Source organism: Mesorhizobium sp. P5_C1, from assembly GCF_054049815.1.
This window is the reverse complement of sequence record NZ_JBFULQ010000017.1, coordinates 1-26,830: the sequence shown is the minus strand read 5'-3', so window position 1 is coordinate 26,830 and position 26,830 is coordinate 1. Positions and strand designations below refer to the sequence as shown.

The following is a 26,830-nucleotide window of genomic DNA, read 5'->3' as shown; positions in this document are numbered from 1 at the left end:
GCCGAGCACGGCACGCGTGGTGATCATCGGAGGTGGTGCCGTCGGCACGTCCGCGCTCTATCATCTCGCCAAAGCGGGCTGGACCGACTGCGTCCTGCTCGAAAAGAACGAACTGACCTCCGGCTCGACTTGGCATGCCGCCGGCAATGTGCCGACCTTCTCGTCGTCCTGGTCGCTGATGAACATGCAGCGCTATTCGACCGAGCTCTATCGCGGGCTGGCCGAAGCGGTCGACTATCCCATGAACTACCACGTCACCGGTTCGCTTCGCCTCGCCCACTCGGTCGAGCGCATGCAGGAGTTCCAGCGCGCCAAGGGCATGGGCCGCTATCAGGGCATGGACATCGACGTCGTCGGCGTGGACGAGATCAAGCGCCGCTATCCCTTCATCGAGACGCATGATCTGAAAGGCGCGCTCTACGACCCGAGCGACGGCGACATCGATCCGGCGCAGTTGACCCAGGCGCTGGCCAAGGGCGCGCGCGACATGGGTGCCAGGATCATCCGCTTCTGCCCGGTCACCGGCGTGCGCCGCGAGAACGACGAATGGGTGGTCGAGACCGCGCAAGGCGAAATCCGCTGCGAGATCGTCGTCAATGCCGCCGGCTACCGCGCCGCCGAAGTCGGCAAGATGTTCGGCCGCGAGGTGCCGATGATGGTGATGAGCCATCAGTACATATTGTTCGAGGAAATCCCCGAACTGGCGGCATGGTCGAAGGAACAGGGCAAGAAACTGCCGCTGCTGCGCGACGTCGACACCTCCTACTATCTGCGCCAGGAAAAGAACGGCATGAATCTCGGTCCCTATGAGCGCAACTGCCGCGCGCATTGGGCGACCCACAATGATCCGATGCCGGAGGACTTTTCCTTCCAGTTGTTCCCCGACGACCTCGACCGGCTGGAACACTATCTGGCCGATGCCGTGGCCCGCGTGCCGATCCTGGGCACCGCCGGCCTGTCCAAGGTCATCAACGGGCCGATCCCCTATACGCCGGACGGCAATCCGCTGATCGGGCCGATGCCCGGCGTTCCCAACGCCTTCGAGGCCTGCGTCTTCACCTTCGGCATCGCCCAGGGCGGCGGCGCCGGCAAGGTGCTGGCCGAGTGGGTGACACAGGGCCAGACCGAATGGGACATGTGGTCGTGCGATCCGCGCCGCTTCACCTCCTTTGCTGCCGCGCCGGACTATTGCGTCGCCAAAGGCAAGGAGATCTACGGCAACGAATACGCCATCCAGTTCCCGCGCCATGCGTGGCCGGAAGGCCGTGACCGCAAGCTGTCGCCGATCCATGATCGCATCAAGGCGCTCGGCGCCCGCTTCGACGCCTATAATGGCTGGGAACGCGCCACCTGGTACGCCAAGGACGGCGACGACATGTCAGAGGAAGCGACGCTGACCTTCCGTCGCGAAGGACCGTGGCAGCATCGCGTCCGCGAGGAATGCCTTGCCGTTCGCGACGCAGCCGGCATCCTCGACCTGCCGGGCTTCTCGCGCTTCAACCTCGACGGACCAGGTGCCGCCGAATGGCTGAGCCTGCAGGTCACCGGACTGGTGCCGAAGATCGGCCGCATCGGCCTCGTCTATTTCGCCGACGACAAGGGCCGCATCGTCACCGAAATGTCGGTCGTGCGCCATGACGAGAACCTGATGACGCTGATCACCGCGGCGGTCGCGCAATGGCATGATTTCGAATGGCTGAAATCGAGGATGCCCAAGAATGCGCCGTTCAGGCTGATCGACCGCACCGAGGAATTTTCGACCCAGATCCTGGCCGGCCCGAACTCGCGAAAAATCCTCGCCGATGTCTGCAGCGCCGACCTTGCTTTGCCGTGGCTGACGCATCAGGAGACGAAGATCGCCGGACGCTGGGCGAAGCTGGTGCGCGTCTCGTTCGCCGGCGAACTCGGCTGGGAAATCCACACCAGGGTCGACGACACCGCCGCCATCTTTGACGCCATCTGCGCGGCCGGAGAACAGCATGGCCTCAGGCCATTCGGCATGTACGCGCTGGATTCGCTCCGGCTCGAAAAAGGCTACCGCACCTGGAAGGGTGACCTGTCGACCGACTATTCGATCCTCCAGGGCGGGCTGGAGCGCTTCGTCAAATGGGACAAGCCCGATTTCCGCGGCAAGGCGGCACTGCTGAACGAGAAGCAGCAAGGCGTGACGAAGCGTTTCGTCACTTTGGTCGTCGAGAACCCCGGTGACTGCGACGCCCCTTCTGTTTCCACACTCTGGCACGACGGCAAGATCGTCGGTGAAACGACATCGGGCGGCTGGGGTCATCGGATCGACAAATCGATCGCGCTCGGCATGCTGCGCGCCGATCTGGCGGAACCGGGAACAGCGATCGAGGTCGAAATCTTCGGCRACCGTTTTCAGGCGGTCGTGCAGAAGGACGAGCCCTTGTGGGATCCAAAGAACGAGAGGCTGCGCGCATGAAGAAAATCATCCTCACGGATGGCGGCATGGGCCAGGAACTGGTCCGCCGCAGCAAATCCGAGCCGACGCCATTATGGTCGGCCAGGGTGCTGATCGACGAACCGGATCTCGTGCGCGACCTGCACGCGGAATTTATCCGTGCCGGCGCCCGCGTCATCACCATAAACACCTATTCGGCGACACCCGAACGCCTGGCGCGCGAGGGCGCGGAAGACCTCTTCAAGCCCTTGCAGAAGCGCGGCATCGAGCTTGCAAGGCAAGCCTGCGAGCAGGCCGGCGAGGCGACCATCGCCGGCTGCCTGTCACCGCTTTTCGGTAGCTATGCCCATGCGCTGACCATTTCATTCGAGGATACGCTCGACATCTACCGCCGCATCGTTGCCGAGCAGGCTGATGGCGTCGACTTGTTCCTGTGCGAGACCATGGCTTCCACCGAGGAGGCGCGTGCGGCGGTGACCGCGGCGTCGGAAAGCGGCAAGCCGGTATGGGTTTCGTGGACGCTGGCCGATCATGGCAAGCCACGCCTGCGCAGTGGCGAGGCATTGGCCGCGGCAGCAAGCGCTCTCGATGGCCTGGCGGTGGCAGCGCGGCTGGTCAATTGTTGCCGGCCCGAGGCAGTCAGCGCAGCGCTGCCCGAGCTGATTGATCTCGGCGGCCCGGTTGGCGCCTATGCCAACGGCTTCACCTCGGTCGAAGCGCTCAAGCATGGCGGCACGGTGGATGTCCTGCACGCTCGCCATGACCTCGGTCCGGACGCCTATGCAGAACAGGCGATCGGCTGGATGGAGGCCGGCGCGAGCATTGTCGGCGGCTGCTGCGAAGTCGGACCGCCACACATCGCCGCGCTGCGCGACCGGCTCGAACAGGCCGGTTACGAAATTTCGGGAGATATACATGCCTAGACCATCATCGCGCATTTCCGGCATCGTGCCTTCGGGCAAGGACGGTTGGGAAGTCCATTCGGCCGCTTGGGCCCGCAAGGCGGCCGGCGAAGACATCATCATGCTGTCAGTGGGCGACCATGATTTCGACACGCCCTCGGAAACCATCGAAGCCTGTGTGACCGCGGTTCGCGGCAGCAATCACCACTACACCCCGCTTCCCGGCCTGCCGCGCCTGCGCAAGGCTATGGCGGCAGCCTCGAGCGCCTGCACCGGCGTCGAGACGACGCCGGATCAGGTCATCGCCACGCCGGGCRGCCAGGCCGCACTCTACGCGGCCGTGCAGGCTGTTCTCGACCAGGGCGACCATGCCATCGTGGTGGCGCCCTACTACGCCACCTATCCCAACACGTTCAGCGCCGCCGGTGCCAGTTTCACCGTGGTCGAGACACCGGCCGAGGATGGCTTCCAGCCGCACGCCGACATGATCCGCACAGCACTTCGGCCTAACACGCGCGCCATCCTGATCAACACGCCGAACAACCCGACCGGTGCGGTCTATTCGCGCGAGCGGCTGGAACAGCTGGCGGAGGTCTGCAGGGAGCATGACCTCTGGCTGTTGTCGGACGAGGTCTACTGGACACTGGGCGGCGGCGAGCACGTCTCGCCGCGCTCGCTGCCCGGCATGGCCGAGCGCACTCTGGTCATCAATTCCATGTCGAAGAGCCATGGCATGACCGGCTGGCGCATGGGCTGGCTGACGGGACCACAAGAGATGATTTCGCTGCTGGTCAATCTCAATCTGGTGACGACCTATGGCTTGCCGGCCTTCATCTCGATTGCCTGCGCCGAGGCGCTCGAGAACCGTTATGGCGTCAAGGAAATCGCCGAACGCTACGCCGCGCGCCGCACCATCCTGCTCGACGCCGTGCGTGGCATGAACGATGTCACCGTGCGCGGTTCCGACGGCGGTATGTACGTCATGCTCGACATATCGGCCGTCGAACCCGACGACGAGAAATTCGCCTGGGCCTTGCTCGACAAGGAAAAGGTCGGCGTGATGCCCGGCTCCAGCTTCGGCGAGGCCGCCGCCGGCCACATTCGCATCAGCCTTTGCCAGCCGGAGCTCGTGTTGCAGGAAGCAGCACTTCGGCTGCGCCGTTTTGCCTCCAGCTATCGCCGCGAGGCCGCATGACCGCCAAGGCCATCCCCACCAAGGCAAGAGCTGTCATCATCGGCGGCGGCGTCTCCGGCTGTTCGGTCGCCTATCATCTGGCCAAGCTCGGCTGGACCGACATCGTGCTCCTGGAGCGCAAGCAGCTGACATCGGGCACGACCTGGCATGCCGCCGGCCTGATCGGCCAGTTGCGCGGCTCGCAGAACATGACCCGGCTGGCGAAATATTCGGCCGACCTCTACGTCAAGCTGGAAGCCGAGACCGAGGTCGGCACCGGCATGCGGCAGGTCGGCTCGATCACGGTGGCGCTGACTGAGGAGCGCAAGCATGAAATCTACCGGCAGGCGTCTCTCGCCCGCGCGTTCGATGTCGACGTGCGCGAGATTTCACCGAATGAAGTCAAGGAGATGTACCCGCATCTCAATGTGTCCGACGTCGTCGGCGCCGTGCATCTGCCGCTCGACGGCCAATGCGACCCCGCCAACATTGCGATGGCGCTGGCCAAGGGTGCCCGCCAGCGCGGCGCCACCATCGTCGAGAATGTGAAGGTCACCAAGGTCCACACCAAGGCCGGTCGCGTCGCCGGCGTGTCGTGGGCGCAAGGCGAAGAACAAGGGACCATCGAAGCCGACATCGTCGTCAACTGCGCCGGCATGTGGGCGCGTGAGCTTGGCGCCCAGAACGGCGTCACCATCCCTCTGCACGCCTGCGAGCACTTTTATCTCGTCACCGAGCCAATCCCGGGCCTTACCCGCCTGCCGGTGCTGCGCGTTCCCGACGAGTGCGCCTATTACAAGGAAGACGCCGGCAAGATGATGCTGGGCGCCTTCGAGCCGGTGGCAAAACCCTGGGGCATGGACGGCATCCGCGAGGATTTCTGCTTCGATCAGTTGCCTGAGGACATGGACCATTTCGAGCCGATCCTCGAAATGGGCGTCAACCGGATGCCGATGCTGGCGACCGCCGGCATCCATACTTTCTTCAACGGTCCCGAGAGCTTCACCCCCGACGACCGCTACTATCTCGGCGAGGCGCCGGAGCTGTCCGGCTACTGGATGGCGACCGGCTACAACTCGATCGGCATCGTCTCCTCCGGTGGCGCCGGCATGGCGCTGGCGCAGTGGATCAATGACGGCGAAGCACCCTTTGATCTGTGGGAAGTCGACATTCGCCGCGCCCAGCCATTCCAGAAGAACCGCCGCTATTTGAAGGAGCGCGTCTCCGAAACGCTCGGCCTGCTCTATGCCGATCATTTCCCCTATCGGCAGATGGCGACCTCGCGCGATGTCCGTCGCTCACCCCTGCATGAACATCTCAAGGCGCGTGGCGCCGTCTTCGGTGAGGTCGCCGGTTGGGAGCGCGCCAACTGGTTCGCCCGCGAGGGCCAGGAGCGCGAATACCGCTATTCCTGGAAGCGGCAGAACTGGTTCGACAACCAGCGCGAGGAGCATCTGGCGGTCAGGAACAAGGTCGGCCTGTTCGACATGACCTCGTTCGGCAAGATCCGCGTCGAGGGCCGCGATGCCTGCGCCTTCCTGCAAAAGCTCTGCGCCAACGACATGGACGTGGCGCCGGGCAAGATCGTCTACACACAGATGCTCAACCAGCGCGGCGGCATCGAAAGCGACCTCACCGTCTCGCGGCTGTCGGAAACGGCTTTCTTCCTTGTCGTTCCCGGCGCGACGCTGCAGCGCGACCTCGCCTGGCTGCGCAAGCATCTGACCGACGAATTCGTGGTCATCACCGATGTCACCGCCGCTGAAGCCGTGCTTTGCCTGATGGGGCCGGACTCACGGAAGCTGATACAGAAGGTCAGCCCGAATGATTTCTCCAACGAAGCCAACCCGTTTGGGACGTTCCAGGAGATCGAGATCGGCATGGGCCTGGCCCGCGCCCATCGCGTCACCTATGTCGGTGAACTCGGCTGGGAACTCTACGTCTCGACCGACCAGGCAGCTCATGTCTTCGAGGCGATCGACGAGGCGGGTACTGATGTCGGCCTGAAGCTCTGCGGCCTGCACACGCTGGATTCCTGCCGCATCGAAAAGGCCTTCCGGCATTTCGGCCACGACATCACCGATGAGGACAATGTGCTGGAAGCCGGCCTCGGCTTTGCCGTGAAGACGGTCAAGGGCGACTTCATCGGTCGCGATGCGGTGCTGCGGAAGAAGGAGGCCGGCCTGTCACGCCGGCTGGTGCAGTTCCGGTTGAAGGAGCCGCAGCCCCTGCTCTTCCACAACGAGGCGATCCTGCGCGACGGCAAGATCGTCGGCCCGATCACCTCGGGCAATTACGGCCATCATCTCGGCGGCGCCATTGGGCTGGGCTATGTGCCGTGTCTGGGCGAGAGCGAGGCGGATGTTCTGGCATCGTCCTACGAGATCGAGATCGCCGGCGAGCGTTTTGCTGCGGAAGCATCGCTGAAGCCGATGTATGACCCGAAGTCGGAGCGGACGAGGATGTAGTTGTTTCACCCTCCCCCTTGTGGGGAGGGTCGGCTCGCAGTCGTAGCGAATCGAAGATCGCGAGACGGGGTGGGGGGTGCGCCCTACGAGACCCCCACCCCACTTCGCAAAAGCCGCTTTGCGGCATTTGCTATGTGACCCTCCCCACAAGGGGGAGGGTCAAGCCCCTCAGAACCGCTCCAGCTTCCATCGCACCTTCGCCAGAAACGCAGCCCGTGTCTGCGGCGTCGAGGCATCCATCAGATAGTGCGCCAGGAAGAAGGTCCGGCAGCGCCTCGCGCACAGCGCCCGCATGCCGCGCAGCAGGGTCTTGCGTCCGGGCTGGCCGACGACGACGCTCCACCAGGTCGGCGCACCGCAGGTGGTGATGACACCGACCTTGGTCACATGCGTCATCAGCGACTTGATCCGCCCCTTGCCCGCCGGCAGCTTGAACGCGACGTCCGTCGCCCACACCCGATCGAGCCAGCCCTTGAGCATCGCCGGAAGCCCATACCACCAGGTCGGATAGACGAACAGTATCGCTTCGGCCCAGTTGAGCAGCTCGAAATGCGGCTTCAGCGCCGGATCCTGCGGCGCCTGGTCGTTGTAGGAGCGCCGTTCGTCGCATCCCATCACCGGGTCGAATTTCTCGGCATAGAGATCGAGCATCCGCACCTCCCAGCCTCGCGCCTTCAGCACCTCGACGGCAGTGGCACGGATCGCCGCGCAAAAACTCTCCGGCACCGGATGGCAGTAGACAACCAGAGCCCGCATCAGAAGGCGTCCATGCTGGCCGCGACCTTCGCCATGAACGCCTTGCGCGTTTCAGCGGTCGACAGGTTCATTGCATAGTGCGCGAGATAGCTCACCGGCGCGCCGGGCTTTACGGTGGCGCGCAGCATGCGCTTGATCAGCTTGCGTGGGGGATCGCCCATCAGCATGGCGCGGAACCGGCTGCCGCCATAGGTGGTGACCGCCGCGACCTTGATGATGTTGTGCAGCGAGGGCTGCACCTTGCCATTGACCAGCTTGAACGACACGCCGGGCAGGAAGACGCGATCGAAGAAGCCTTTCAGGACCGCCGGAAAGCCATAGTTCCAGACCGGGTAGGACAGCACCAGCGCTTCGGCCCGCAGCAGGCGCTCGACATAAGGCGCCACAGGGTCGGCCGGGCCGCGCGCATTGTGGTAGTCCAGCCGCTCCTGGCGCGTCAGGCGCGGATCGAAATCCTCGGCGTAGAGATCGCAATCGTCGACCTTGTGGCCCGCTGCCGTCAGCCGCTCGACGATCATCCGGTGCAGGCCGGCATTGAAGCTGGTCTCGACCGGATGGGCGTGGAGGACGAGAATGTTCATCAGCCGGCCTTTTGCAGCCCCTTGAACAGGAAGGTCCGGCCCGAACGGTAGTCGTAGTCCGGGTTTTCCCAAGCGATCATCTTGCCGGGGTTGAGCAGGCCCTGCGGATCGGTCTCGCGCTTGAAGGCAAGCTGCACCGCATCCGTCTGCTTCATGCCGCCCTCTTCCAGCGTGTAGCGGTGCGGGTTGAAGATCGGGCAGCCATTCTCCTCATGCATGCGCACGATCTCGTCGAGCCGCGCTTCGGTGGTGAACTTGACCAGCGGCAGGCCGAAGCAGGTGATGTTGCCGTCCAGCCGCACGAATTCGAGATGCGAGAACACCTCACCGGGAAACATCGCGTCCATCTTCTCGACCAACGCCAGCTGGTTGGGGAAGGGATAGAGCGATTGCAGATAGGTGATCGAGGGGTCGACGCGCAGCGCCCTGAGCGTGGTGTGGTTCCAGGCCAGCTCATAGGCGGGCGGCAGGCCCTTCTTGTCCTCCGGCGTCGCTGTGGCGGCATTGAAAATAACCTCGCCGCCGGTTCGGCTGGTGAAGGCCAGGAAGGCGTCGAGCCCATGCTGCGCCACCATGACGACGCAGACGCTCTGCCCTTCCCTGAGGAATTTCTGGTGCCGCTTGAAATAGAGCTGCGGCACGGGTGCCGCTATCGGCGTGATCAGCTTGGTCAGGATGCCGTCTTGGCAAGCCAGCGCATTGCCATAGCGGGCCGCTTCCATGAAGCTGTCGAAGCCGACGATGACATCGACCCAGTCATAGGCTGATGTCAGCGGCATCTCGACTTCGGTGATGATGCCGTTGGTGCCAAAGGCGTGGGTCACCTTGTGCAAATCCTCGCCGGTGAGTTCGAGCGCCTTCGGCTCGGCCTCCATGGTCACCACGCGCAGGCGAAGCACATTGCCGAAATCGCGCAGGCCGCCGAAATTGATCGAGCCGACGCCGCCCGAGCCACCGGCAATGAAGCCGCCGATCGAAGCCGTGTTGTAGGTGGAGGGCGACAGCCGGAGTTCCTGGCCGGAATGGGCCCGCGTTGCCTTGTCGATGTCGGCCAGAACCGCACCTGGTCCGGTCACCACGCGCCCCGGCGCGATCGACTTGATCTCGTTCATTTCGGCAAGGTTGAGCACCACGCCGCCGGAGAGCGGCATGGCCTGGCCGTAGTTGCCCGTGCCGCTGCCGCGCGGCGTCACCGGCACGCCATGCCTGTGGCAGGCCGCAAGCACGCGGATCAGTTCGGCCTCGTCCTTCGGCGTCACGATCAGGTCGCCGGTGACATGGTCGAGCTGCTGCTTCAGCACCGGGCTGTACCAGTAGAAGTCGCGGCTCTTCTGCTGGACGATGGCCGGATTGTCGTCGAGCTTCAGGCCTTCGAGATCGCGTTTGAGCGCCGAAACGTCCATCATTCCACCATCAGTTCGTCGAGTTCGGCATAGTCGGGCAGTTGCCGGTCGATCGCGCGCCCGCTGCGCACGACGATGCGATCCGATTCGGGCCGCGACAGCAATTCCGTCCAGCTCCTGCCCTTGAACACGACGAAGTCGGCATCCCCGCCGGCAGCGAGCGTGCCGAAACCGTCGAGCCGCATCACCCTGGCAGGTGTCGCGGTGACCGCTTGCGGCCAGTCGGCGACCGGATGATCGAAATGCAGGATGCGCGTCGCCATGCGGTAGACCTCCAGCATGTCGAGATCGCCATAGGCATAGAATGGGTCACGCGTGTTGTCGGAAGCGACAGCGACCGGAATGCCACGCGCTTTCATCTCGTGCAGCAGCGTCACGCCACGCCAGCGCGGTGTGGTGTGGTCGCCGCGCCGGTCCTGCAGATAGAGATTGCACATCGGCAGCGACACGACCGCGAGCCCGGCCTTCGCCACCTTGTCCAGCGTGTCGAGCACATCGAGGTCCGGCTGGCGCCCCAGCGAGCAGCAATGGCCGACGAGGATGTTGCCCTCGAAGCCGTTCCAGAGTGCCGCCTCGGCGATCTTCTTCAGAGAGATCGCCGCGATGTCGTCGGTTTCGTCGGCATGGAAATCGAGATCTAGGCCATGCTTGATCGCTTGCGCGAAGACGTGGTCGAGCAGCTCTTCGAGATCCGGCACCATATAGGTGACCACACCGAGAACACCCTTGGCCGCGGCTACCCTTTTTGCCAGCCTGTCGAACCATTTTTTGTCGCGCACGCCCTCGATGCCGATCAGGCATGCGCCTTGCAATTCGATGCGGCCGCGCCATGTCTCGCGCATCGTTTCGAACACCGGCCAGGAGATTTCCTCTTGCGGCGCGACGCTGTCGAGATGAGTCCGCAGCGCCCTGGTCCCATGCGCGTAGGCTGAGCGCAGCGAGAAATCCATGCGCCGCGCCACGTCCTCGGCGTTCCAGCGCGCAGTGCGGTCGGCGCCGGTGGCGCTCAGCGCACCCATGAAGGTGCCATCCGGATTGGGCTTTCGTGGCCAGATATGGCCCTTGTCGATATGCGTATGGCAGTCGACGAAGCACGGCAGGATGATGCGGCCGGCAAGGTCTGTGGTGTCCACCGGMACGGTACGGGCATGTACGGCAATGCTGGAAATCTTGCCGTCGGCGACAGYGATGTCTGCAAGAGCAAAGCCATCGCTGTCGAAAGCAGCTGTGAATCCCGGCGTCAGGGACGCGTGAAGCCGGGCGTTGGCGAGGCGGTATGAACCTGTGTTCGGTACCAAGGAACTAGCGCTCCTGCTTCAGCGCGCTTTCGTRCCAGCGCCTTAAAATGAGATGCGAAATCAGCGACAGCACGAGGAAGATCAGGATGCCGGTGAGCGAAATCAGGAACAGCGCCGCGAACAGCCGCGGCGCGTTGAGCCGGTAACCGGCTTCAATGATGCGTGAGGCAAGCCCCGACGACTGGCCGGTGGCGCCGGCGACGAACTCGGCCACCACGGCACCGATCAGCGACAGGCCGCCGGCGATCTTCAACCCGCCCAGGAAATACGGCATCGCCGCCGGCAATCTGAGATAGCGCAACTGCTGCCAGCGCGTCGCGCCATTGAGCTTGAACATGTCGCGCAGGTTGCGGTCGACCGAATTGAGGCCGAGCGTTGTGTTGGACAGGATCGGAAAGAAGGCAACGATCCAGGCGCAGAGCAGGAGCTTGGTCGTCTGGTTGTCGACATAGATGTTGATCAGCGGAAAGATCGCCACGATCGGCGTCACCTGCAGCACGATGGCGAACGGGAAGAAGGACATCTCGACCCATTTCGATTGCGCGAACAGCACCGCCAGCCCGACACCGCCGATGACGGCCAAGGCCAGGCTGAGGAAGGTGATGCGCAAGGTCACCAGCAGCGCGGAAAACAGCAGGCCGGCATCGTTGTAGAGCGTCCACAGCACCACGCCGGGGCGCGGCAGGATGTATTGCGGGATCTCATTCCACACGCAGATGCGATCCCATAGCCAGATCGCCAGGATCATGATCGCCAGCGGCAACACCCAGCGACCAATCCGTTCGAGCCGATCCTGGCGCACGCGGCGCGCTTCCTCGGGATCGAGCTTCAGCACGCCCTCGTCAATGGCCGTCATGATGCGCGCCTGCTGTTGAATTGATGGCCTTGACCAACACGTCGGAGGCCTGCCGGCACAACGCCGCATAGTCGGGCGAGGTCCGGAACGCCTCGTCGCGCGGATAGGCTGCCTCGATGGCGAGTTCGTCGAACACCCTGCCCGGCCGCGCCGCCATGACGACGACGMGGTTGGAGAGAAACACGCTTTCGAAGACGCTGTGGGTGACGAAGACGACGGTGAAGCGCTCGTCCTGCCACAGCTCCAGAAGATCGTTGTTGAGCTTGAAGCGGGTGATCTCGTCGAGCGCGGCGAACGGCTCGTCCATCAACAGCACACGCGGTTTCGTCACCATGGCGCGCGCGATCGAGACACGCATCTTCATGCCGCCGGACAGTTCGCGCGGCACCGCGTCTTCGAAGCCGGTCAGGTGAACCCGCGCCAGCATTTGCGTCACCGCCGGCGCCGCCTTGGCGCGGGAAACGCCTTTCAGCCTGAGCGGCAGCCAGACATTGTCGAAGACGCTGGCCCAGGGCAGCAGCGTCGGCTCCTGGAAGACGAAGCCGATGTTGGAGCGGTCAAGCGAGCCGCCGCCGCGCCAGTCGAGCACGCCGGAGGTCGGGGTCGACAGGCCGGCGATCAGCCGCAGCGCCGTCGACTTGCCGCAACCGGACGGTCCGAGCAGACTGAGGAAATCGCCTTCCCGGATCGTCAGATCGACATCGTTGAGCGCCGTCACGCCGTTGGAAAAGACCTTGCCGACGCCACGCAGCGCCAGCAATGTCGGAGCGACATCCGACGCGTTCGCCGGCGCTTGCGCCACATTCTCCTGCATCATGCCGGAACGGCCTACTTCTTCAGCTCGAGCCCGACACCCTTGTTGACGAAGGTCAGCGTGTAGGCCTTCTTGATGTCGATGCCGGCTGGCGTGACCTTGGCCTTGACCATCTTGTCGTAGAAGCTCTGGATGCGCGCGTCGGTCATGGCGCCGATGCCGAGCTTTTCGGTGTCGCCTGAATCGGCAAGGCCGAACTTTTTCATCTGCTCGATCGAGAAAGCGATCTGCTCGTCGCTCATGTCAGGATTGTCTTTCTTGATCATGTCGTTGGCGGCCTTGTTGTCGCCGTAGAGATATTTGTACCAGCCCTTGGCCGAGCCATCGACGAAGCACTGGACCACCTCCGGCTTCTTGTCGATCGTGTCCTGCATCACCTCGATCGTCGTCGAGTAGGTGTCCCAGCCATAGTCGGCAAGCAGGAACTGGTTCGGTACGAAGCCGCCTTCCTTCTTGACCGCGAACGGCTCGGAGGTGACGTAGCCCTGCTGGATCGACTTCTTGTTGGCGAGGAAGGGAGCGGTGTTGTAGGTGTAGGGCGCGCGCTTGGCGGCGTCGAAGCCGAGCTCGATGACCATCCACTGGAAGAAGGTCTGCACGCCCTCGTCGCCCAATATGTACTGGTCGGCGTTCTTCAGATCTTCCCACTTGTCGAGCCCCTCGCCGGGGTGGGACATGATGACCTGCGGGTCCTTCTGGAAATCCGCCGCCACCACGCGCATCGGAATGCCTTGCTGGACGGCATCGAAAGCCGACAGCAGATTGCCGCCCATGTAGAAATCGATCTTGCCGGCAAGCAGCATCGGCCGGCCGCTGACCTGCGGACCGCCCTGCATGATGGTGACGTCGAGGCCGCAGGCGGCGTAGGTGCCGTCAGCCACCGCCTGATAATATCCGCCATGCTCCGGCTCGGCCAACCAGTTGGTGCCGAAGGTGACTTTTTCATTCGCCGCGGCACCGAGCGTGCTGGCCGCAAGCAGGGCCACCACCGCCACCGAGATCTTCTGTTTTCCGTACATCAACATCACCCTTTGTTTGCTCCGGCACGCCACGCGCCAGGCTCGACACCAGAGATTCAAGAAGCAAGACACATGCCACCGGCGTCTTGCGCCGGGACCGCCCGCTTGCACCACAGCCATCTGCGAAGCCGGACGGGTCGTGCTGCACCGGAGGCATCGTGCCTATTTTTTGAACGCCTGTCCACAATCGCCCCAGCGACATGCACCGCCATCTTGAAGGTATGGTGCATCCGGTCTTAGGCTACCGGCGAACCGGAGATTGCCATGTTCAAGTTCCTCACCCCGAAGTCGATAAAACCACCCTTTGCCCGCTACAGCCACGGCGTCGAGGTGCCCGCCGGCAAGCGGCTGGTGCTGTGCTCGGGCCAGGTCGCCATCACGGCGGACGACCAGATACCGGAAGATGCCGGCGCACAGGCCGAACTCTGCTTCCGCAACATCGCGGCAGTGCTCGGAGAGGCCGGTTTGGTGCTGCAGGATATCGTCCGCATCAACGCCTACGTCACCGACCGCGCGCACCTGCGACCCTATATGGATGTCCGCGACCGGCTGTTTTCCAGCCCGGCGCCGGCCTCGACGCTGATGATCGTCTCGGGTTTCGCCCGGCCTGAATTCAAGGTCGAGGTCGAGGCCATCGCGGCTGGGTGATCGACAGGCCGCGCTTGCCGCGCTAGGTCTGACCTATTATCGAAGAGGCGTGACATGACCGTTGCAAACAAACGCGTGTGGTGGGGCGACTACCGCACGACCGAATACGCCTCGATCGACCCGGAGGCGACGATCGCCGTGCTGCCGCTGGCGGCGATCGAGCAGCATGGTCCGCATCTGCCGGTCTCGACCGACACTGCGATCATGAACGGCATGCTCGACACAGTGATTGCCCGCCTTCCAGACGATCTCGACATCCGCATCCTGCCGGTGCAGGCGGTGGGCAAGTCGAACGAGCATCTTCACGCACCGGGCACCCTCACCCTGCCGGCAACGACGCTGGTCGACGCCTGGACCGAAATTGGCCTGTCGATCGCACGGGCCGGCGTGCGCAAGCTGATCGTCGTCAATTCGCATGGCGGCAATGAAGAGATCATGGGCATCGTCACGCGCGAACTGCGCGTGCGCGAAAACATGCTGGCGGTGAAGACCAGCTGGCAGCGCTTTGGCCGCCCGGCGGGCATGTACACCGAAATCGAGGACCGTCACGGCATCCATGGCGGCGATGTCGAGACGTCGCTGATGCTGCATTTCCGGCCAGATCTCGTCGACATGGGCAAGGCCGACAATTTCGTTTCCAATGTCGCGAAGGCTGAAAAGGAATTTTCGCTGCTGCGCCACACCGGCACCCATGCCTTTGCCTGGATCGCCAGCGATCTCAACCCGAATGGCGTGGTCGGCGATGCCAGCATCGCCACGGCCGAGAAAGGCCGGCTGACATCAGAACATCAGGCCGATGGTTTCATCAGCCTGCTGCGCGATGTGCGGAAGGCAGAGCTTGCCGACTGGCTGAAATAGCACTCCCGTCTCAGGGCAGGTCACCTGAATATCAACATGTCCTAGAGGTCGATCTTCAGCGCAAAGGGCGCTCCTTCAAAAGCGTCGGCGCCGCGCCCGATCGCCTGGATCGCCTCGATCATGCGGCCGTTGCGGTCGAGCAGGAGGTCGGCCACCGCAATCAGCCGCGGGTTGGGCGTCGCTGAGGGAGACAGCGTCCGCAGCGTCTGAGCCAGTTCGGCTTCGTCGCGCTTCGGTGCCAATGCCGCGGCGATGATGTAGGCCGAGGCGGTCGAGCGGCTGATGCCGGCATAGCAATGCACGACCATCGGCTTTGCCCGGTCCCATCGGCGCGCGAAATCGAGCAGGTTGCGGACATGCTCCTCGCCCGGCATGGTCATGCCGTCCTGCGCCACCGCAATGTCGTGCATGACCAGATGCAGATGATTCTCCCGGGCGATCGAGGCCGGGCGCACAACATCGGTTCCGGCGGCGAGCAACGACAGCATGCGATCGGCGCCGGTCCTTGCCACCGTTTCCTCGACCTTTGCCAGCGAACAGACATGGATCATTGTTTCGAACCCTTCGATCGATCCTTGCGCCGCGACGCCCATTCGGCAAGAGCGGATTCGAGCCGCTGCCATTCCACCTCGCTCCCCGGCAGGCCGGCGCGCAAGACGCCAGGACGGTCGGCGAAATGGCGCAGCAGGATGCCTCGCTCGCCAAGTGTGGCGAACAGGTCGGCGGCGTCGGGCAAGTGGAGATAGCGGAACAATGTGGTGCCGCCCGCGACAGCAGCGCCGAAGCGGCCGAACAGCGCGTCGAGCCGTGCCGATGCCTCCGCAAGGGATGCCCGCATCGCGTCCTGCCAGTCGATATCGGCAAGCGCGCGGATGCCATATTCCAGCGCCGGGGCGGCGACGGCCCATGGTCCGAATTGGTTGTCCAGCCGGCCGACCGTCGCCGCATCGGAAAGCGCAAAACCGAGCCGCAGCCCGGCCAGGCCAAAGAACTTGCCGAACGAGCGCAGCACCACGATGCCGCCCCGGCCGACATCGCCGCCAAGGCTGTGCTGACGCGGGCCGACATCCATGAACGCCTCGTCGACGACCAGCAGCCCGCCCTTGGCGCGCAGCCCTGCGGCCAGCGCCAGCAGCCTGTCGCGCGCGATGATGCGCCCATCCGGATTGTTGGGATTGACGATGATGGCAAGGTCGGCTTCCGCCAACACTTCGAAATCGCCGACCTCCGTCACCGCGTGCCCGGCGATCGCCGCTGCCCGCGCATGTTCGGCATAGGTCGGACCCAGCACCAGCGCTTTGCCGGGCGCTATCAGCGATGCGACGCGCGGCAACAGGATCTGCGTGCCGGGTGCCGCGACAAGGTTGGCCGGCGAAGGCGCGCCATAGGCGCTCGCCGCGATCTCGACCAGCTCGCGGCCACGTCCGGCCTCCGGCAGCCGCGACAGGGTGGTGGCGGGCAACTCGAAAAGCGGGTAGGAGTGCGGATTGATACCGGTCGAGAGGTCGACGAAAGGCTGCGGCGCGTTGGGGAAAAGCGCCCTCGCCCGGCCGAGACTTCCACCATGGTCCACCGCCGCCCCATCAAGAAGCTTCATGTCAATCCTGATCGCTTTCCTGTCATTGGCCGCTGAATTCGTCCTGGGTTACCCGGACTGGCTGTTTCGCGCCATCGGCCATCCGGTGACGTGGTTCGGCAGGCTGATATCCTTTCTCGACGGCCGGCTCAACCGCGCCACTGATCCCGACGCGCTGCGTCGCAAGCGTGGTGTCCAGGCGCTGTTGGTCATCGTGCTGGTGCCGGCGGCGATCGGGCTCGGCGTGCAGATCCTGCTCTGGTTCGTTCCCATGGGATTGATCATTGCCGCCCTTCTGGCGACATCGCTTCTGTCGCAGAAGAGCCTCTACGAGCATGTCGAGGCCGTGGCCGACGCGCTCGACACAGGTGGCCTTGCTCTTGGACGCATCGCCGTCTCGCGCATTGTCGGCCGCGATCCCGAATCGCTGGACCGGGCCGGTGTCAGCCGCGCGGCGATCGAGAGCCTGGCCGAGAATTTTTCCGACGGCATCGTTGCTCCCGCCTTCTGGACCGGGGTCGCCGGGCTGGCCGGAGGCGCTGCCTACAAGGCCGCCAACACCGCCGATTCGATGATCGGCCACCGCACCCCGCGCCACGAAGCGTTCGGCTGGGCGGCGGCGCGCTTCGACGATTGGATCAACCTGCCGGCATCGCGGCTGACGGCGCTGTTGATCGTGCTGGCCGCATTCCTGGTCAGGGGTGCTGATGCGAAAAACGCCTGGCATGCCGTGTGGCGCGACGCGAAAAAACACCGCTCGCCCAATGCCGGCTGGCCGGAAGCGGCGATGGCCGGCGCGCTCGGCCTGGCCCTCGCCGGGCCGCGCAGCTACGGCGGCGTGCTGGTCGACGACGTCTTCATGGGCGAAGGCGGCCGCCGCGAAGCCGACAGCATCGATATCAGGCAGGCGCTGAAACTCTATCGTGTCGCCGATTATCTGCTGATCGCGCTGTTCGGTTTGGTCTCGGCAATCGTCATCGTCGCGTGATCGGGCCTGCTGGTTAAGGCTATCAGAACTCGATGCCTTGCTGCGCCTTCACGCCCGCCGAGAAATGGTGTTTGGTTACACCCATTTCGGTGACGAGATCGGCCGCCTCGACCATTGCCGGCTTGGCGTTGCGGCCGGTGACGACGACATGCAGGCCCTCGCGCCGCGCCTTCAGCGCCGCAACCACTTTGTCGAGATCGAGATAATCGTAGCGCAGTGCGATGTTCAGCTCGTCGAGCACCAACAGGCTGATCGACGGATCGGCCATCAGATCGAGCACTTTGGCCCATGCGGCTTCGGCCGCCGCGATGTCGCGCTTCAAATCCTGGGTCTCCCAGGTGAACCCCTCGCCCATGGCGTGCCAGACGACGCGGTCGCCAAAGGCGGCGAAGGCATCCTTCTCGCCGGTGTGCCATTTGCCCTTGATGAACTGGACGACGCCGACACGCTTGCCGTAGCCGAGTATCCGCAAAGCCAGACCAAAAGCAGCGGTGGTCTTGCCCTTGCCCGGCCCGGTGTTGACGATCAGCAGCCCCTTCTCGATCGTCTTGGCCGCCACCTCGGCATCCTGCACCGCCTTGCGCTTGGCCATCTTGGCGCGGTGGCGTTCTTCATCCCGGTCGGTCTTGTTGTCGATATCGGTCATTTCATTTCACCTTGAGCGGCAGCCCCGCCACCATCAGAAGCACCGTGTCGGCGACAGCGGCCACCTGCTGGTTGAGCCGGCCGGCGGCATCGCGAAAACGGCGCGCCAGTGCGTTGTCCGGCACGATCCCTTGGCCGACTTCATTGGACACGACGAACCAGGGCCCGCGCGGCCGCGACAGCACGTCCGTCAGCCGACGGCATTCAAGGTCGAGGTCGTGTTCGGCCAGCATATGATTGGTCAGCCACAGTGTCAGGCAGTCGACAAGCACCGGCTGATCGTCCGGCAAAGCCTCGAGCGTGCCGGCGAGATCGAGCGGTGCGTCGATGGTCGCCCAGCCCTCGCCGCGCCGCGAGCGGTGCAACGCGATACGCTCACGCATTTCGTCATCATAGGCTTGCGCCGTGGCGATATAGGTCCATGGCGAGGGTAGAACCGTCGCCAGGGTTTCGGCATGCGCGCTCTTGCCGGAGCGCGCACCGCCGATGATGAAGGTCAGCTTGCTGCGATCAGGCAAAGCTGTCGCGCAGGCTGGTCGCGGTGCCGGTGAAGCGGCCGCGCACCACGCCGACGACGGCGCCGAGCACCAGCCAGAACACCAGGTTGGTCACCGTAACCGCCACCACGAACTGGTGGTGCAGGCCTTCCGGGATCGGCGTCTCGAAACTGTCGGGCTGCGGTGCGCCGACAATATGCGGCGCGACGATCAGCAGGACGGCAAGGATTGCAAGCGGCAGCGACTTGCGGAACGCGATCAGGCCGAGACCCGCCGCGGTCGCCACCACCGTCGCCCACCACCAGATCTGGCGCTGCGTGAGATCGGCCGCCGGCATGGCAGGCAATTCCGGTGGCAGGCCGAGGCCCGGTGCCAGCGTGAACACGGCAAAGCCGGCCAGGCCCCAGAACACGCCCTGGCGCCAATTGCCGATGCCGCCGGCGAATTCGGAAACCGCGACCAGGATCAGCGCAAAACCGATGCCGGTGACGATATTGGCGACAACGCTGAAGGCGAAACGCTCGAAACCGTCGGCCGGCGCCCAGCCTTCGTCTTCCGCCGCCGGAGCGGCTGCTTCCGCCGGCGCCGGGGCGGCGGAGCTCATCGCATTCCCCGCCGGAGCGGCTGTGCTCATGGCGCTGGTATCGGTTGCGGCAGGAGCGGCATGGTCATGGTGATGGCCGCCGCCGGCCTGTTCGTAGACTTCCGCCTTGAGGATCAGCGGCACGGTGGCATAGGCCTGCAGGCATGCGAGAACGACGCCGGCCACGAGCCCTGCGATCGCCGCGATGAACACGACGTTGCGAAACAGGTTCATGATGTCAAATCCTCGTCAGTGGCAGGGAAACGCCATCGAATGGCGATAGTCGTGAGCCGCATTGTGGACCGCATCGATATGCGAGAAGCCGACAAAGCCGACGACGAAGATGCCGAGCAGCGCCACGAGTGCAAGCTGCATGAAGCGCGACTGCGAGGAGACGGAGGCGCCGAGGGAGACGGAAGCGGTAGTCATGTCTTGTCCTTTCACCCTCCACCCGAGGGCATCGAAGTCAGTTTCCTGTCGCCGGCAGGTCTCCTGGCTCGCGGATCAGCGCCCTTCCCCACCTTCCCGAAGAGAAACCTTCAGTGGCATATGGAGAGGACTACCGCACACAGTTGCGGGGGCAGCCACGGCATTGGGCAACAAGTCCGCCCGCACCGCATTCCCTCTTGGCTCCAAACGGAACCGACGACAAGCGCGACTATAGGGAAAATCGTCGCGACCGGCAAACCAAATTCCGCCGACAACCAGCGCGATTGCGCCATCCAGATAAATCGGGTCTCCGGCACAACAATTGACAATTCCCGTGGTCGGGTGTCGGCTGACAAGTCCACAGGAAGCCAGCCATGCAGCCCATTGCCAGCGAGCGCGATCCCTACAACGGCCTGACCCGGGCCGAACCCACGCTGCCATCGTCGGCCTATTGGGATGCGGACAGTTATCAGCGCGATCTCGACGCCATCTGGTACAAAAGCTGGTTGCTCGTCTGCCGCGAGGCCGACCTTGCGCAGCCGCTTTCATTCCGCACCTTCCGCGTCGGCACGCAGGAAATCGTCGCGCTCCGCGACGAAACCGGCGAACTGCGCGCCTTCCACAACACGTGCCGCCATCGCGGCTCGCAGCTTTGCCAGGAACGCGAAGGCCGGCTGAAGGCGCGGCTCATCACCTGCCCCTACCATGCCTGGTCCTATTCGCTGCGCGGCGACCTCGTGCGCGTGCCGTCGAAGTCGCTGCCGGAAGGCTTCGACAAGGCAAATCATCCGCTCTATCGCGTGGCGCTCTCCGTATGGCGCGGTTTTGTCTTCGTCAATCTGCAGGAGGACGCCGCCGGCTCGGCGGAAATATCCTTCGATCCAGCATCCGGCAGTCTCGCCAACTGGCCGCTGGAGACGCTTGTTACCGGCCATGTGCTGCGAAAGGTGATGAACTGCAACTGGAAGATCTTTTGGGAAAACTTCAACGAGTGCCTGCATTGTCCGGGCGTCCACAAGGACCTGTCGCGGCTGGTGCCGATCTATGGCCGCGGCCTGATGGGCCGCCATGACGATCCCGAATGGTCCCGCCACGCCGACAATGACGCGCCGGAGTTTTCCGGCGGCCTGCGCGCCGGCGCGCAGACATGGTCGCGCGACGGACAGGCGCATGGGCCGGTCTTTGCCGGCCTCACATCAGCCGAACGCGCCGCCGGCCAGACCTACGCCACCAACCTGCCGTCGATGTTCGTCGTCGGCCATGTCGACTATATCAGGACCGTGCGGCTGGTGCCGCTTGGCCCCGAGCAGACCGAGCTTGTCGCCGAATGGCTGTTTGCGCCGGAGGCGCTTGATGCAACCGACATCGACAACATCGTCGCCTTCGGCAAACAGGTGCTGGAGGAGGATGCGGCGATCTGCGAGGTCAATCAGAAAGGTCTGCGCTCGATGCGCCATGCGGCCGGCGTGCTGATGCCCGAGGAGTACGACCTGCACCGCTTCCACAACTGGATCCGCGAGCGGCACGCAGCGGTTATCCCCAAGCCCTGAAGATCACAGCGATTTCGGCAGGTATCGCCAGGTCACGAAGCCGCAGACCGCCGCCAGCAGGCCGAGCGTGACGAACACCGAGCCCAGCCCGAAGAACGCCAGCACCACCGAATAGACCAGCGGCGGCGTCAGTTCGGAAAAGTCGAGATAGGTCCGGTAGACCGCCGCCATCTGCGACCTTTCATAGGATCGCACCGAGCGCATGAAGGCGGTCGAGCCCAGCGCATCGAGCGCGATGGTGAAGAAAGCGCCGCAGAGCAGCAAGGCGCCGGTGAGCAGCGGCACGGTTTGGCCAACCGCACCCGCCGCCAGCAGCATGGCCGACATGGCGAAATAGGCAAATGTCATGGTTCGGCGGCCACCGAAGCGCTTTCCCGCCTTGCCCCAGAAAATGGCCATGAACAGCAGCGCATTGCCGGCCGAAACCAAAAGACCGCCGGCCAGCTTGCCCTCGCCGGTGATGACCATGAACAGCGGCCCGTAGACGAAGAACGTCGTCCAGAAACAGGAGCGGCCGAAGGCGATCAGCCAGGCCAGCCGCAACCTGGGCTGGGCGACGAAGCGACCGATATTGGCGAGCGGATTGGCCGGCCGCATCTTGCCAGGGCGGATCGATGGGTTGTCGCCCAGGCGGTAGGTCCAGAACAGCGCCAGCAAGGCCAGCGCGAACACCGCCACCGCACCATGCGCGGCGTAGATGCCGAAGCGCGTGTAGAGGAAGATGCCGAGCGTCGGCCCGCCGGTCCAGGCCAACATCGACCACGCCATGCGCAGTGATTCGGCCTGCATGAAATCGGTCTTGCGGATGTGGTCCATGATGTAGAGGTTGAGCGTGATCGACAGCGCGCTGGCGCCCATCACGCGGCACAGCATGCCGGCCAATTGTCCGGCAAGCGTATGGGTGACGAAGAACAACGCGCCGATGGCCAGCAGGCAGGCGCCTGCCGTGTAGACCCAGCGCCGGGCAAAGCGTCGGATCAGCATCGGCATGAACAGCGTTACCGACAGGCCGAGCATCGCCACGATGGTGTAGAGGATCGAGACGATCTGCTCGTTATGCAGGATCTCGTAGGCCTGGATCGGGATGACGCTCGACACCGTGGCGCGGGCGAAGGATTCGACCGCATAGAGCGAGGCGAAGGTGCGCGCGTCGGCCGGCCGCAAGGCCGGCAGCCAGACCGGGTGGCGCACATGGGTGGACATTGCTTCCCCAAAGCAGAATCAGCGGGTCAAATCTGCCGTGGTGATTCCTGCGCGGGTAACAGGAAACCGACGCCTATCCGGCAAAAGCGAAGTCGGCCAAAGGCTTTCCGGCGCTGGCCTAAGGCGGCGCCTGATCCAGCGTCTGCAGCGCAGCCTATACCCGAAGCTGCCGGCCTTCTTTTGTCCGTGGCAACCGTGATAGTCGTCTTGCGGGGCTGAATCAGAAATACGAGACCATGAGCATCCACACGCCGACCGCATCTGTTCAGGATCGACCGAAGCGCATCGTCGCCATCGACATCGTGCGCGGCATCGCGCTCATCGCCATGGCGAGCTACCACTTCACCTGGGACCTGGAATTCTTCGGCTATACCGACCCGGGCCTCACCGCCTTCGGCTGGTGGAAGGTCTACGCGCGCTGCATCGCCTCGACCTTCCTGTTCCTGGTCGGCGTCAGCCTATACCTCGCCCATGGCCGGCAAATCCGTTGGAACGGCTTCTGGAGGCGCTTCGCCATGGTCGCCGGAGCGGCGATCGCCATCTCGGTTGCCACCCGCATTGCCACCCCGGACGGTTTTATCTTCTTCGGCATCCTGCACGAGATCGCGCTGGCCAGCCTGCTCGGCCTCGCGTTCCTGCGGCTGCCCGCGCTGCTGACGCTGCTTGTGGCAGCGCTGGTCATCGCAGCGCCCGTCTATCTGCGCTTCGAGGCCTTCGACCATCCATGGCTGTGGTGGATCGGCCTGTCGGCGATCAATCCGCGTTCCAACGACTACGTGCCGCTGTTTCCGTGGTTCGGCGCCGTACTTGCAGGCATCGCGGTAACTAAACTCGCCTCCGCTTCGGGCTTGCTTGCCCGGCTTGCCGAATTGACACCCGGCCGCTGGGCCAACCCGCTGATCTTCATCGGCCGCCACAGCCTGGCCTTCTACCTGATCCACCAGCCGCTTTTGATCGGCTGTGTGTGGCTGTTCGCGCAAGTCATGCCGGCGAAGGTCGAAACCCCGCAGGTGAACTTCCTGAAGACCTGCCAGCTGTCTTGCGAGCAGTCGCGCGACATCGAATTCTGTTCGAGCTACTGTGTCTGCATGCTCGACACGCTCGAGAGCGAAGCCTCACTTGATCGGCTCTACAACAACGACCAGACTGCCGAATGGAAGACGCATATATCCGATCTCGCCGGTATGTGCACCGCCAAGACCGAAGACAAGATGACGGAGGGAGGGGTCAAATGACCGAGAACCAGCCGAAGGCAGGGCTCATACCGTGGCCGCCAGTGATCTACATTGCTGCCATCGCCATCAGCATCGCACTCGGCCTGCTCTATCCCCTGCCCTGGATTGGCGACCTCTTGGGCGATATCCTGTTCGCCGCCGGCTGGGTGGCCCTGCTCGGCGTCGCGGCACTCTGGTTCACCGCGATCCGCACCATGATTCGGGCCAAGACCACGCTCAATCCCAACGCGGTGCCCGATCACCTGGTTACCACAGGCCCGTTCGGCATTACCCGCAATCCGATGTATCTGGCCAACACGCTGCTGTTGATCGGCGTCGCCTTTGTCTCGGGGATCGTATGGTTCCTGCCGCTCGCCTTCATCGCTGCCTTTGTCACGCAGAAGGTCGCGATCGAGGGCGAGGAAAAGGTGCTGGCGGCGAAATTCGGCAAGAAATACCGGGACTACGCCAAGAGAGTGCGGCGCTGGATTTGAACAGCGCTACGTATTGACGCCGAGTTCGACGAGCCGCTCGACGCAGGATTCCTCGGCCTGGTCGAGTTCGGCCAGCGTCTCCTCGAGGTCGCGGCGCTTCTGCCGCAGGTCCTCGCGCTTTTCCTCGATGCGCTTGATCATCAGCTTGAGTTGACCGACCTCGCCGGGGGGCTCCTTGTACATCTGGATGATTTCGCGGATCTCATTGATCGAAAAGCCGAGCCGTTTTCCCCGCATGATCTGGCGAATGAGGTGGCGGTCGGACGGGCGAAACAGCCGCGTGCGGCCGCGCCGCACCGGCTGCACCAGCCCCTCGTCCTCATAGAAGCGCAGCGTCCGCGTCGACACGTCGAATTCGCGGGTCAGCTCGGTGATCGAATAATATTCCCGCATTGTCACTCCCACACCCCGGAACCCGGGGATCGCCATGCGGCACCCCCTCCTGTCCCGAACCAAACCCATGCCAAGCCGGAATCGACATGGCACCCCGCGCAAGCCTCGCACGGCATTTACGTAAAAGTCAATTGAGGGCACGATGCGCCTTCAAGGCACCGCAAACCACCACGTGGCAATGCCGAGAAAGGCAAAGAAGCCGACGACATCGGTGACCGTGGTGACGAAGACCGCCGAAGCGACCGCCGGATCGATCTTGAAACGGTCGAGCAGCAGCGGGATCAGGATGCCGGCCAAAGCGGCCGCGAACATGTTGATGATCATCGCCGCGGCGATGATGCCGCCCAGATTGTTGTCGTGGAACCAGGTCGCGGCGACGATGCCGATCAGGATGGCAAAGACGATTCCGTTGATGAAGCCGACACCCATCTCGCGGCGGATGATGCGGCCGGCATTGTAGATGTCGATATCCTTGGTCGCCAGCGCGCGCACGGTGACCGTCATGGTTTGCGAGCCGGCATTGCCACCCATGCCGGCGACGATCGGCATCAGCACTGCCAGCGCCACGATATGCTCGATCGTGCGGTCGAACAGGCCGATCACCGATGCCGCCAGGAATGCGGTCAAGAGGTTGACCAGCAGCCAAGGCACGCGCGAGCGCGAGGTCGAAAAGATGCTGTCGGAGAGCTCTTCGTCACCGACGCCGCCCATGCGCAGGAGATCTTCTTCCGCTTCCTGCTGTATGACGTCGACGACGTCGTCGATGGTCAGCACGCCGACCAGCCGTTCGTTCTCGTCGACAACGGCGGCAGACAGAAGGTCATACTGTTCGAATTCCCGCGCCGCCTCTTCCTGGTCCATGGTGGCGGGAATGGCGTGTCGCGTCTCATGCATGACCTCTTCCACCTTGACCGCGCGCTTGGTGCGCAGGATCTGGTCGAGGTCGATGGCGCCGAGCAGCTTGAAGGTCGGATCGATGACGAAGATCTGGCTGAAGCGCTCGGGCAGGTTCTTGTCCTCGCGCATGTAGTCGATGGTCTGGCCGATCGTCCAGAACGGCGGCACCGCGACGAACTCGGTCTGCATGCGGCGGCCGGCCGTCTCTTCCGGATAGTCGAGCGAGCGGCGCAGCCTGATCCGCTCGGTGAACGGCAGTTGCGACAGGATCTCGTCCTGGTCTTCCTTTTCGAGGTCTTCGAGAATGTAGACCGCGTCGTCGGAATCGAGCTCCTGCACCGCCTGGGCGATCTGCGCATTGGGCAGATTGTCGACGATCTCCATACGGATCGCCTCGTCGACCTCGGTCAGCGCGGAGAAGTCGAAATCGGCGCCCAACAATTCGACCAGCGTGCGGCGCTGTTCGGGATGCAGAGCCTCGAGCAGGTCGCCGAGCTCCGACTGGTGCAGGTGGTCGACTTCGTGCTTGAGCGTGAGCGTGTCGCGGTCGGCGATCGCCGCACCGATCTGGGCAAGGAAGGACGAAAGGACGGCGCCATCCTCGCCATAAATATCGGCGTGGGCGTCTTCAGCGGCCCTGGCGCCGGTCGTCCGTTCGTCCTGGCCTTCCACCAGCGCCTCCCGCCATCGCAATCCCGGAAAAGGTGCGTCTCAGGTCTAGAGCATCGGACCCAAAAGTGGAAACCGCTTTTGGGGAGAATCCGCCGCTCGATCCAGAGATGGCGCGGCAGCACGATTCGATTTGGGAACCTATGGTCCTAACGCACGGAATATCAAACGAAATACGCGCGCTCCTACCGGCCTGACGTCGCCAGAGGCGGACATCGCCGAGCGCTGGGCTGACGATGCCGATCCCGTCAAAACCAACTGGGTACCGGTTCAGGTGGCGCGACAGCGCATGTCGCTGGGGAAAGAGCACCGTGGTGCGGTTGCGGCGATTGTCATGGCATAGGGTCCGGATACCAGCCGGGTCCGCCCATGCCCGCAACCGGTCCAGAACGGAAGCCCTTGAACGCAAGGTCGGCGAGAACGAACGAGGCCACATCAGGACAGCAACGCATTCGCGTCGTTGTCGCCGAGCGCAATCCGCTTGTCATATCGG

At 63.9% G+C, this 26,830-nt stretch carries 26 protein-coding genes and 1 riboswitch; of the genes, 10 read left to right on the top strand and 16 right to left on the bottom strand.

Translation table 11 applies throughout. From position 1 onward, the window contains the following. From ACXJ7R_RS03025 to ACXJ7R_RS03010, 4 genes are all read left to right on the top strand, one after another. Positions 1-2,443: GcvT family protein (locus ACXJ7R_RS03025; RefSeq protein ID WP_457150519.1), on the top strand; the 2,443-nt coding region annotated here is incomplete at its 5' end. Further along, positions 2,440-3,345, top strand: a complete 906-nt coding sequence (locus ACXJ7R_RS03020) for a homocysteine S-methyltransferase family protein (RefSeq protein ID WP_457150518.1) — start codon at positions 2,440-2,442, stop codon at positions 3,343-3,345. The genes ACXJ7R_RS03025 and ACXJ7R_RS03020, both read left to right, overlap by 4 nt. Continuing rightward, positions 3,338-4,519 carry a pyridoxal phosphate-dependent aminotransferase gene (locus ACXJ7R_RS03015; RefSeq protein WP_457150517.1) on the top strand — a complete coding sequence of 394 codons (1,182 nt, stop codon included), beginning with the start codon at positions 3,338-3,340 and terminating at the stop codon, positions 4,517-4,519. Before ACXJ7R_RS03020 ends, ACXJ7R_RS03015 begins: the two co-directional genes overlap by 8 nt. Continuing rightward, positions 4,516-6,966 (top strand): GcvT family protein, encoded by a 2,451-nt coding sequence (locus ACXJ7R_RS03010; RefSeq protein ID WP_457150516.1) that lies wholly within the window; start codon positions 4,516-4,518, stop codon positions 6,964-6,966. The genes ACXJ7R_RS03015 and ACXJ7R_RS03010 overlap by 4 nt, the downstream gene beginning before the upstream one ends. A 168-nt stretch (positions 6,967-7,134) precedes the next feature. Here the strand turns inward: ACXJ7R_RS03010 and ACXJ7R_RS03005 are convergent, their stop codons facing one another. From ACXJ7R_RS03005 to ACXJ7R_RS02975, 7 genes are read right to left on the bottom strand one after another with little or no spacing between them, the layout of a single operon-like run. Further along, a complete protein-coding gene (locus tag ACXJ7R_RS03005; RefSeq protein WP_457150515.1) occupies positions 7,135-7,722 on the bottom strand; it encodes an NAD(P)H-dependent oxidoreductase in 588 nt (195 codons plus the stop codon). Further along, positions 7,722-8,303: an NAD(P)H-dependent oxidoreductase gene (locus tag ACXJ7R_RS03000; protein ID WP_457150514.1), complete on the bottom strand. Its 582-nt coding sequence runs from the start codon at positions 8,301-8,303 to the stop codon at positions 7,722-7,724. Before ACXJ7R_RS03000 ends, ACXJ7R_RS03005 begins: the two co-directional genes overlap by 1 nt. After that, a complete protein-coding gene (locus ACXJ7R_RS02995; protein WP_457150520.1) occupies positions 8,303-9,706 on the bottom strand; it encodes an FAD-binding oxidoreductase in 1,404 nt (467 codons plus the stop codon). The genes ACXJ7R_RS03000 and ACXJ7R_RS02995 overlap by 1 nt, the downstream gene beginning before the upstream one ends. Beyond that, complete coding sequence (locus ACXJ7R_RS02990; RefSeq protein WP_457150513.1) at positions 9,706-11,004, bottom strand: cytosine deaminase; 1,299 nt, start codon at positions 11,002-11,004, stop codon at positions 9,706-9,708. The genes ACXJ7R_RS02995 and ACXJ7R_RS02990 overlap by 1 nt, the downstream gene beginning before the upstream one ends. A 4-nt stretch (positions 11,005-11,008) precedes the next feature. Further along, entirely contained in the window at positions 11,009-11,860 is an 852-nt protein-coding gene (locus tag ACXJ7R_RS02985; RefSeq protein ID WP_457150512.1) for an ABC transporter permease, read from the bottom strand. Further along, on the bottom strand, positions 11,847-12,677 hold the full coding sequence (locus tag ACXJ7R_RS02980; protein ID WP_457150511.1) for an ABC transporter ATP-binding protein: 831 nt from the start codon (positions 12,675-12,677) through the stop codon (positions 11,847-11,849). The genes ACXJ7R_RS02985 and ACXJ7R_RS02980 overlap by 14 nt, the downstream gene beginning before the upstream one ends. 11 nt (positions 12,678-12,688) lie before the next feature. After that, complete coding sequence (locus tag ACXJ7R_RS02975) at positions 12,689-13,693, bottom strand: ABC transporter substrate-binding protein (protein WP_095087295.1); 1,005 nt, start codon at positions 13,691-13,693, stop codon at positions 12,689-12,691. Positions 13,694-13,957: 264 nt separating this feature from the next. Here ACXJ7R_RS02975 and ACXJ7R_RS02970 point away from each other — a divergent pair, with 264 nt between their 5' ends. Together ACXJ7R_RS02970 and ACXJ7R_RS02965 are read left to right on the top strand one after the other, a co-directional pair. Then, positions 13,958-14,341, top strand: a complete 384-nt coding sequence (locus ACXJ7R_RS02970) for a RidA family protein (protein WP_457150510.1) — start codon at positions 13,958-13,960, stop codon at positions 14,339-14,341. 54 nt (positions 14,342-14,395) lie between these two features. Further along, the gene (locus ACXJ7R_RS02965) at positions 14,396-15,199 is read left to right on the top strand and encodes a creatininase family protein (protein ID WP_457150509.1); all 804 of its coding nucleotides are present in this window, start codon (positions 14,396-14,398) and stop codon (positions 15,197-15,199) included. Between the two features lie 41 nt (positions 15,200-15,240). Here ACXJ7R_RS02965 and ACXJ7R_RS02960 read toward each other — a convergent pair whose 3' ends face one another. Both ACXJ7R_RS02960 and cobD read right to left on the bottom strand, forming a co-directional pair. Next, on the bottom strand, positions 15,241-15,750 hold the full coding sequence (locus tag ACXJ7R_RS02960; RefSeq protein WP_457150508.1) for a tyrosine phosphatase family protein: 510 nt from the start codon (positions 15,748-15,750) through the stop codon (positions 15,241-15,243). Next, the gene (gene cobD / locus ACXJ7R_RS02955; protein ID WP_457150507.1) at positions 15,747-16,796 is read right to left on the bottom strand and encodes a threonine-phosphate decarboxylase CobD; all 1,050 of its coding nucleotides are present in this window, start codon (positions 16,794-16,796) and stop codon (positions 15,747-15,749) included. The genes ACXJ7R_RS02960 and cobD overlap by 4 nt, the downstream gene beginning before the upstream one ends. Between cobD and cbiB the strand changes: the two genes are divergently transcribed. Further along, entirely contained in the window at positions 16,795-17,763 is a 969-nt protein-coding gene (gene cbiB / locus ACXJ7R_RS02950) for an adenosylcobinamide-phosphate synthase CbiB (protein WP_457150506.1), read from the top strand. The two genes, cobD and cbiB, sit on opposite strands and share 2 nt — an antisense overlap. A 22-nt stretch (positions 17,764-17,785) precedes the next feature. Here the strand turns inward: cbiB and cobO are convergent, their stop codons facing one another. Genes cobO through ACXJ7R_RS02930 form a run of 4 tightly spaced genes read right to left on the bottom strand, consistent with a single transcriptional unit; the run spans position 17,786 to position 19,917 of the window. Next, entirely contained in the window at positions 17,786-18,409 is a 624-nt protein-coding gene (gene cobO, locus ACXJ7R_RS02945; RefSeq protein WP_457150505.1) for a cob(I)yrinic acid a,c-diamide adenosyltransferase, read from the bottom strand. 1 nt (position 18,410) lies between these two features. After that, a complete protein-coding gene (gene cobU / locus ACXJ7R_RS02940) occupies positions 18,411-18,926 on the bottom strand; it encodes a bifunctional adenosylcobinamide kinase/adenosylcobinamide-phosphate guanylyltransferase (RefSeq protein ID WP_457150504.1) in 516 nt (171 codons plus the stop codon). Continuing rightward, the gene (locus ACXJ7R_RS02935; RefSeq protein ID WP_457150503.1) at positions 18,919-19,722 is read right to left on the bottom strand and encodes a CbtA family protein; all 804 of its coding nucleotides are present in this window, start codon (positions 19,720-19,722) and stop codon (positions 18,919-18,921) included. The genes cobU and ACXJ7R_RS02935 overlap by 8 nt, the downstream gene beginning before the upstream one ends. Before the next feature lie 15 nt (positions 19,723-19,737). Further along, entirely contained in the window at positions 19,738-19,917 is a 180-nt protein-coding gene (locus ACXJ7R_RS02930) for a CbtB domain-containing protein (protein WP_095087280.1), read from the bottom strand. A 36-nt stretch (positions 19,918-19,953) separates the two neighbouring features. Further along, a riboswitch (cobalamin riboswitch) is annotated at positions 19,954-20,150 on the bottom strand. A gap of 141 nt (positions 20,151-20,291) precedes the next feature. On the opposite strand from ACXJ7R_RS02930, the gene ACXJ7R_RS02925 reads away from it, so the two are divergent. Continuing rightward, positions 20,292-21,467, top strand: a complete 1,176-nt coding sequence (locus ACXJ7R_RS02925; RefSeq protein ID WP_457150502.1) for an aromatic ring-hydroxylating oxygenase subunit alpha — start codon at positions 20,292-20,294, stop codon at positions 21,465-21,467. A gap of 3 nt (positions 21,468-21,470) precedes the next feature. On the opposite strand, the gene ACXJ7R_RS02920 is transcribed toward ACXJ7R_RS02925, so the two are convergent. Next, positions 21,471-22,670 (bottom strand): MFS transporter, encoded by a 1,200-nt coding sequence (locus ACXJ7R_RS02920; RefSeq protein ID WP_457150501.1) that lies wholly within the window; start codon positions 22,668-22,670, stop codon positions 21,471-21,473. Positions 22,671-22,906: 236 nt separating this feature from the next. On the opposite strand from ACXJ7R_RS02920, the gene ACXJ7R_RS02915 reads away from it, so the two are divergent. Both ACXJ7R_RS02915 and ACXJ7R_RS02910 read left to right on the top strand, forming a co-directional pair. Further along, complete coding sequence (locus ACXJ7R_RS02915) at positions 22,907-23,905, top strand: heparan-alpha-glucosaminide N-acetyltransferase (protein WP_457150500.1); 999 nt, start codon at positions 22,907-22,909, stop codon at positions 23,903-23,905. Beyond that, positions 23,902-24,378 (top strand): methyltransferase family protein, encoded by a 477-nt coding sequence (locus tag ACXJ7R_RS02910; RefSeq protein WP_457150499.1) that lies wholly within the window; start codon positions 23,902-23,904, stop codon positions 24,376-24,378. The genes ACXJ7R_RS02915 and ACXJ7R_RS02910 overlap by 4 nt, the downstream gene beginning before the upstream one ends. A gap of 6 nt (positions 24,379-24,384) precedes the next feature. On the opposite strand, the gene ACXJ7R_RS02905 is transcribed toward ACXJ7R_RS02910, so the two are convergent. Both ACXJ7R_RS02905 and mgtE read right to left on the bottom strand, forming a co-directional pair. Further along, positions 24,385-24,771: a MerR family transcriptional regulator gene (locus tag ACXJ7R_RS02905; RefSeq protein WP_006203215.1), complete on the bottom strand. Its 387-nt coding sequence runs from the start codon at positions 24,769-24,771 to the stop codon at positions 24,385-24,387. 150 nt (positions 24,772-24,921) lie between these two features. Beyond that, on the bottom strand, positions 24,922-26,340 hold the full coding sequence (gene mgtE / locus ACXJ7R_RS02900) for a magnesium transporter (protein ID WP_457150498.1): 1,419 nt from the start codon (positions 26,338-26,340) through the stop codon (positions 24,922-24,924). Between the last annotated feature and the right edge of the window lie 490 nt (positions 26,341-26,830).

Bases quoted from the DNA above. Each gene is read 5' to 3' on its own strand.
- ACXJ7R_RS02905 (WP_006203215.1), bottom strand. From the start codon at position 24,771: ATGCGGGAATATTATTCGATCACCGAGCTGACCCGCGAATTCGACGTG.
- cobO (WP_457150505.1), bottom strand. From the start codon at position 18,409: ATGACCGATATCGACAACAAGACCGACCGGGATGAAGAACGCCACCGC.
- ACXJ7R_RS03010 (WP_457150516.1), top strand. From the start codon at position 4,516: ATGACCGCCAAGGCCATCCCCACCAAGGCAAGAGCTGTCATCATCGGC.
- ACXJ7R_RS02995 (WP_457150520.1), bottom strand. From the start codon at position 9,706: ATGGACGTTTCGGCGCTCAAACGCGATCTCGAAGGCCTGAAGCTCGAC.
- ACXJ7R_RS02965 (WP_457150509.1), top strand. From the start codon at position 14,396: ATGACCGTTGCAAACAAACGCGTGTGGTGGGGCGACTACCGCACGACC.
- cbiB (WP_457150506.1), top strand. From the start codon at position 16,795: ATGTCAATCCTGATCGCTTTCCTGTCATTGGCCGCTGAATTCGTCCTG.
- ACXJ7R_RS02960 (WP_457150508.1), bottom strand. From the start codon at position 15,750: ATGATCCATGTCTGTTCGCTGGCAAAGGTCGAGGAAACGGTGGCAAGG.
- cobD (WP_457150507.1), bottom strand. From the start codon at position 16,796: ATGAAGCTTCTTGATGGGGCGGCGGTGGACCATGGTGGAAGTCTCGGC.
- ACXJ7R_RS03005 (WP_457150515.1), bottom strand. From the start codon at position 7,722: ATGCGGGCTCTGGTTGTCTACTGCCATCCGGTGCCGGAGAGTTTTTGC.
- ACXJ7R_RS02970 (WP_457150510.1), top strand. From the start codon at position 13,958: ATGTTCAAGTTCCTCACCCCGAAGTCGATAAAACCACCCTTTGCCCGC.
- ACXJ7R_RS02935 (WP_457150503.1), bottom strand. From the start codon at position 19,722: ATGAACCTGTTTCGCAACGTCGTGTTCATCGCGGCGATCGCAGGGCTC.
- ACXJ7R_RS02910 (WP_457150499.1), top strand. From the start codon at position 23,902: ATGACCGAGAACCAGCCGAAGGCAGGGCTCATACCGTGGCCGCCAGTG.
- ACXJ7R_RS02920 (WP_457150501.1), bottom strand. From the start codon at position 22,670: ATGTCCACCCATGTGCGCCACCCGGTCTGGCTGCCGGCCTTGCGGCCG.
- ACXJ7R_RS02925 (WP_457150502.1), top strand. From the start codon at position 20,292: ATGCAGCCCATTGCCAGCGAGCGCGATCCCTACAACGGCCTGACCCGG.
- ACXJ7R_RS02930 (WP_095087280.1), bottom strand. From the start codon at position 19,917: ATGACTACCGCTTCCGTCTCCCTCGGCGCCTCCGTCTCCTCGCAGTCG.
- ACXJ7R_RS02975 (WP_095087295.1), bottom strand. From the start codon at position 13,693: ATGTACGGAAAACAGAAGATCTCGGTGGCGGTGGTGGCCCTGCTTGCG.
- ACXJ7R_RS03020 (WP_457150518.1), top strand. From the start codon at position 2,440: ATGAAGAAAATCATCCTCACGGATGGCGGCATGGGCCAGGAACTGGTC.
- ACXJ7R_RS02915 (WP_457150500.1), top strand. From the start codon at position 22,907: ATGAGCATCCACACGCCGACCGCATCTGTTCAGGATCGACCGAAGCGC.
- ACXJ7R_RS03000 (WP_457150514.1), bottom strand. From the start codon at position 8,303: ATGAACATTCTCGTCCTCCACGCCCATCCGGTCGAGACCAGCTTCAAT.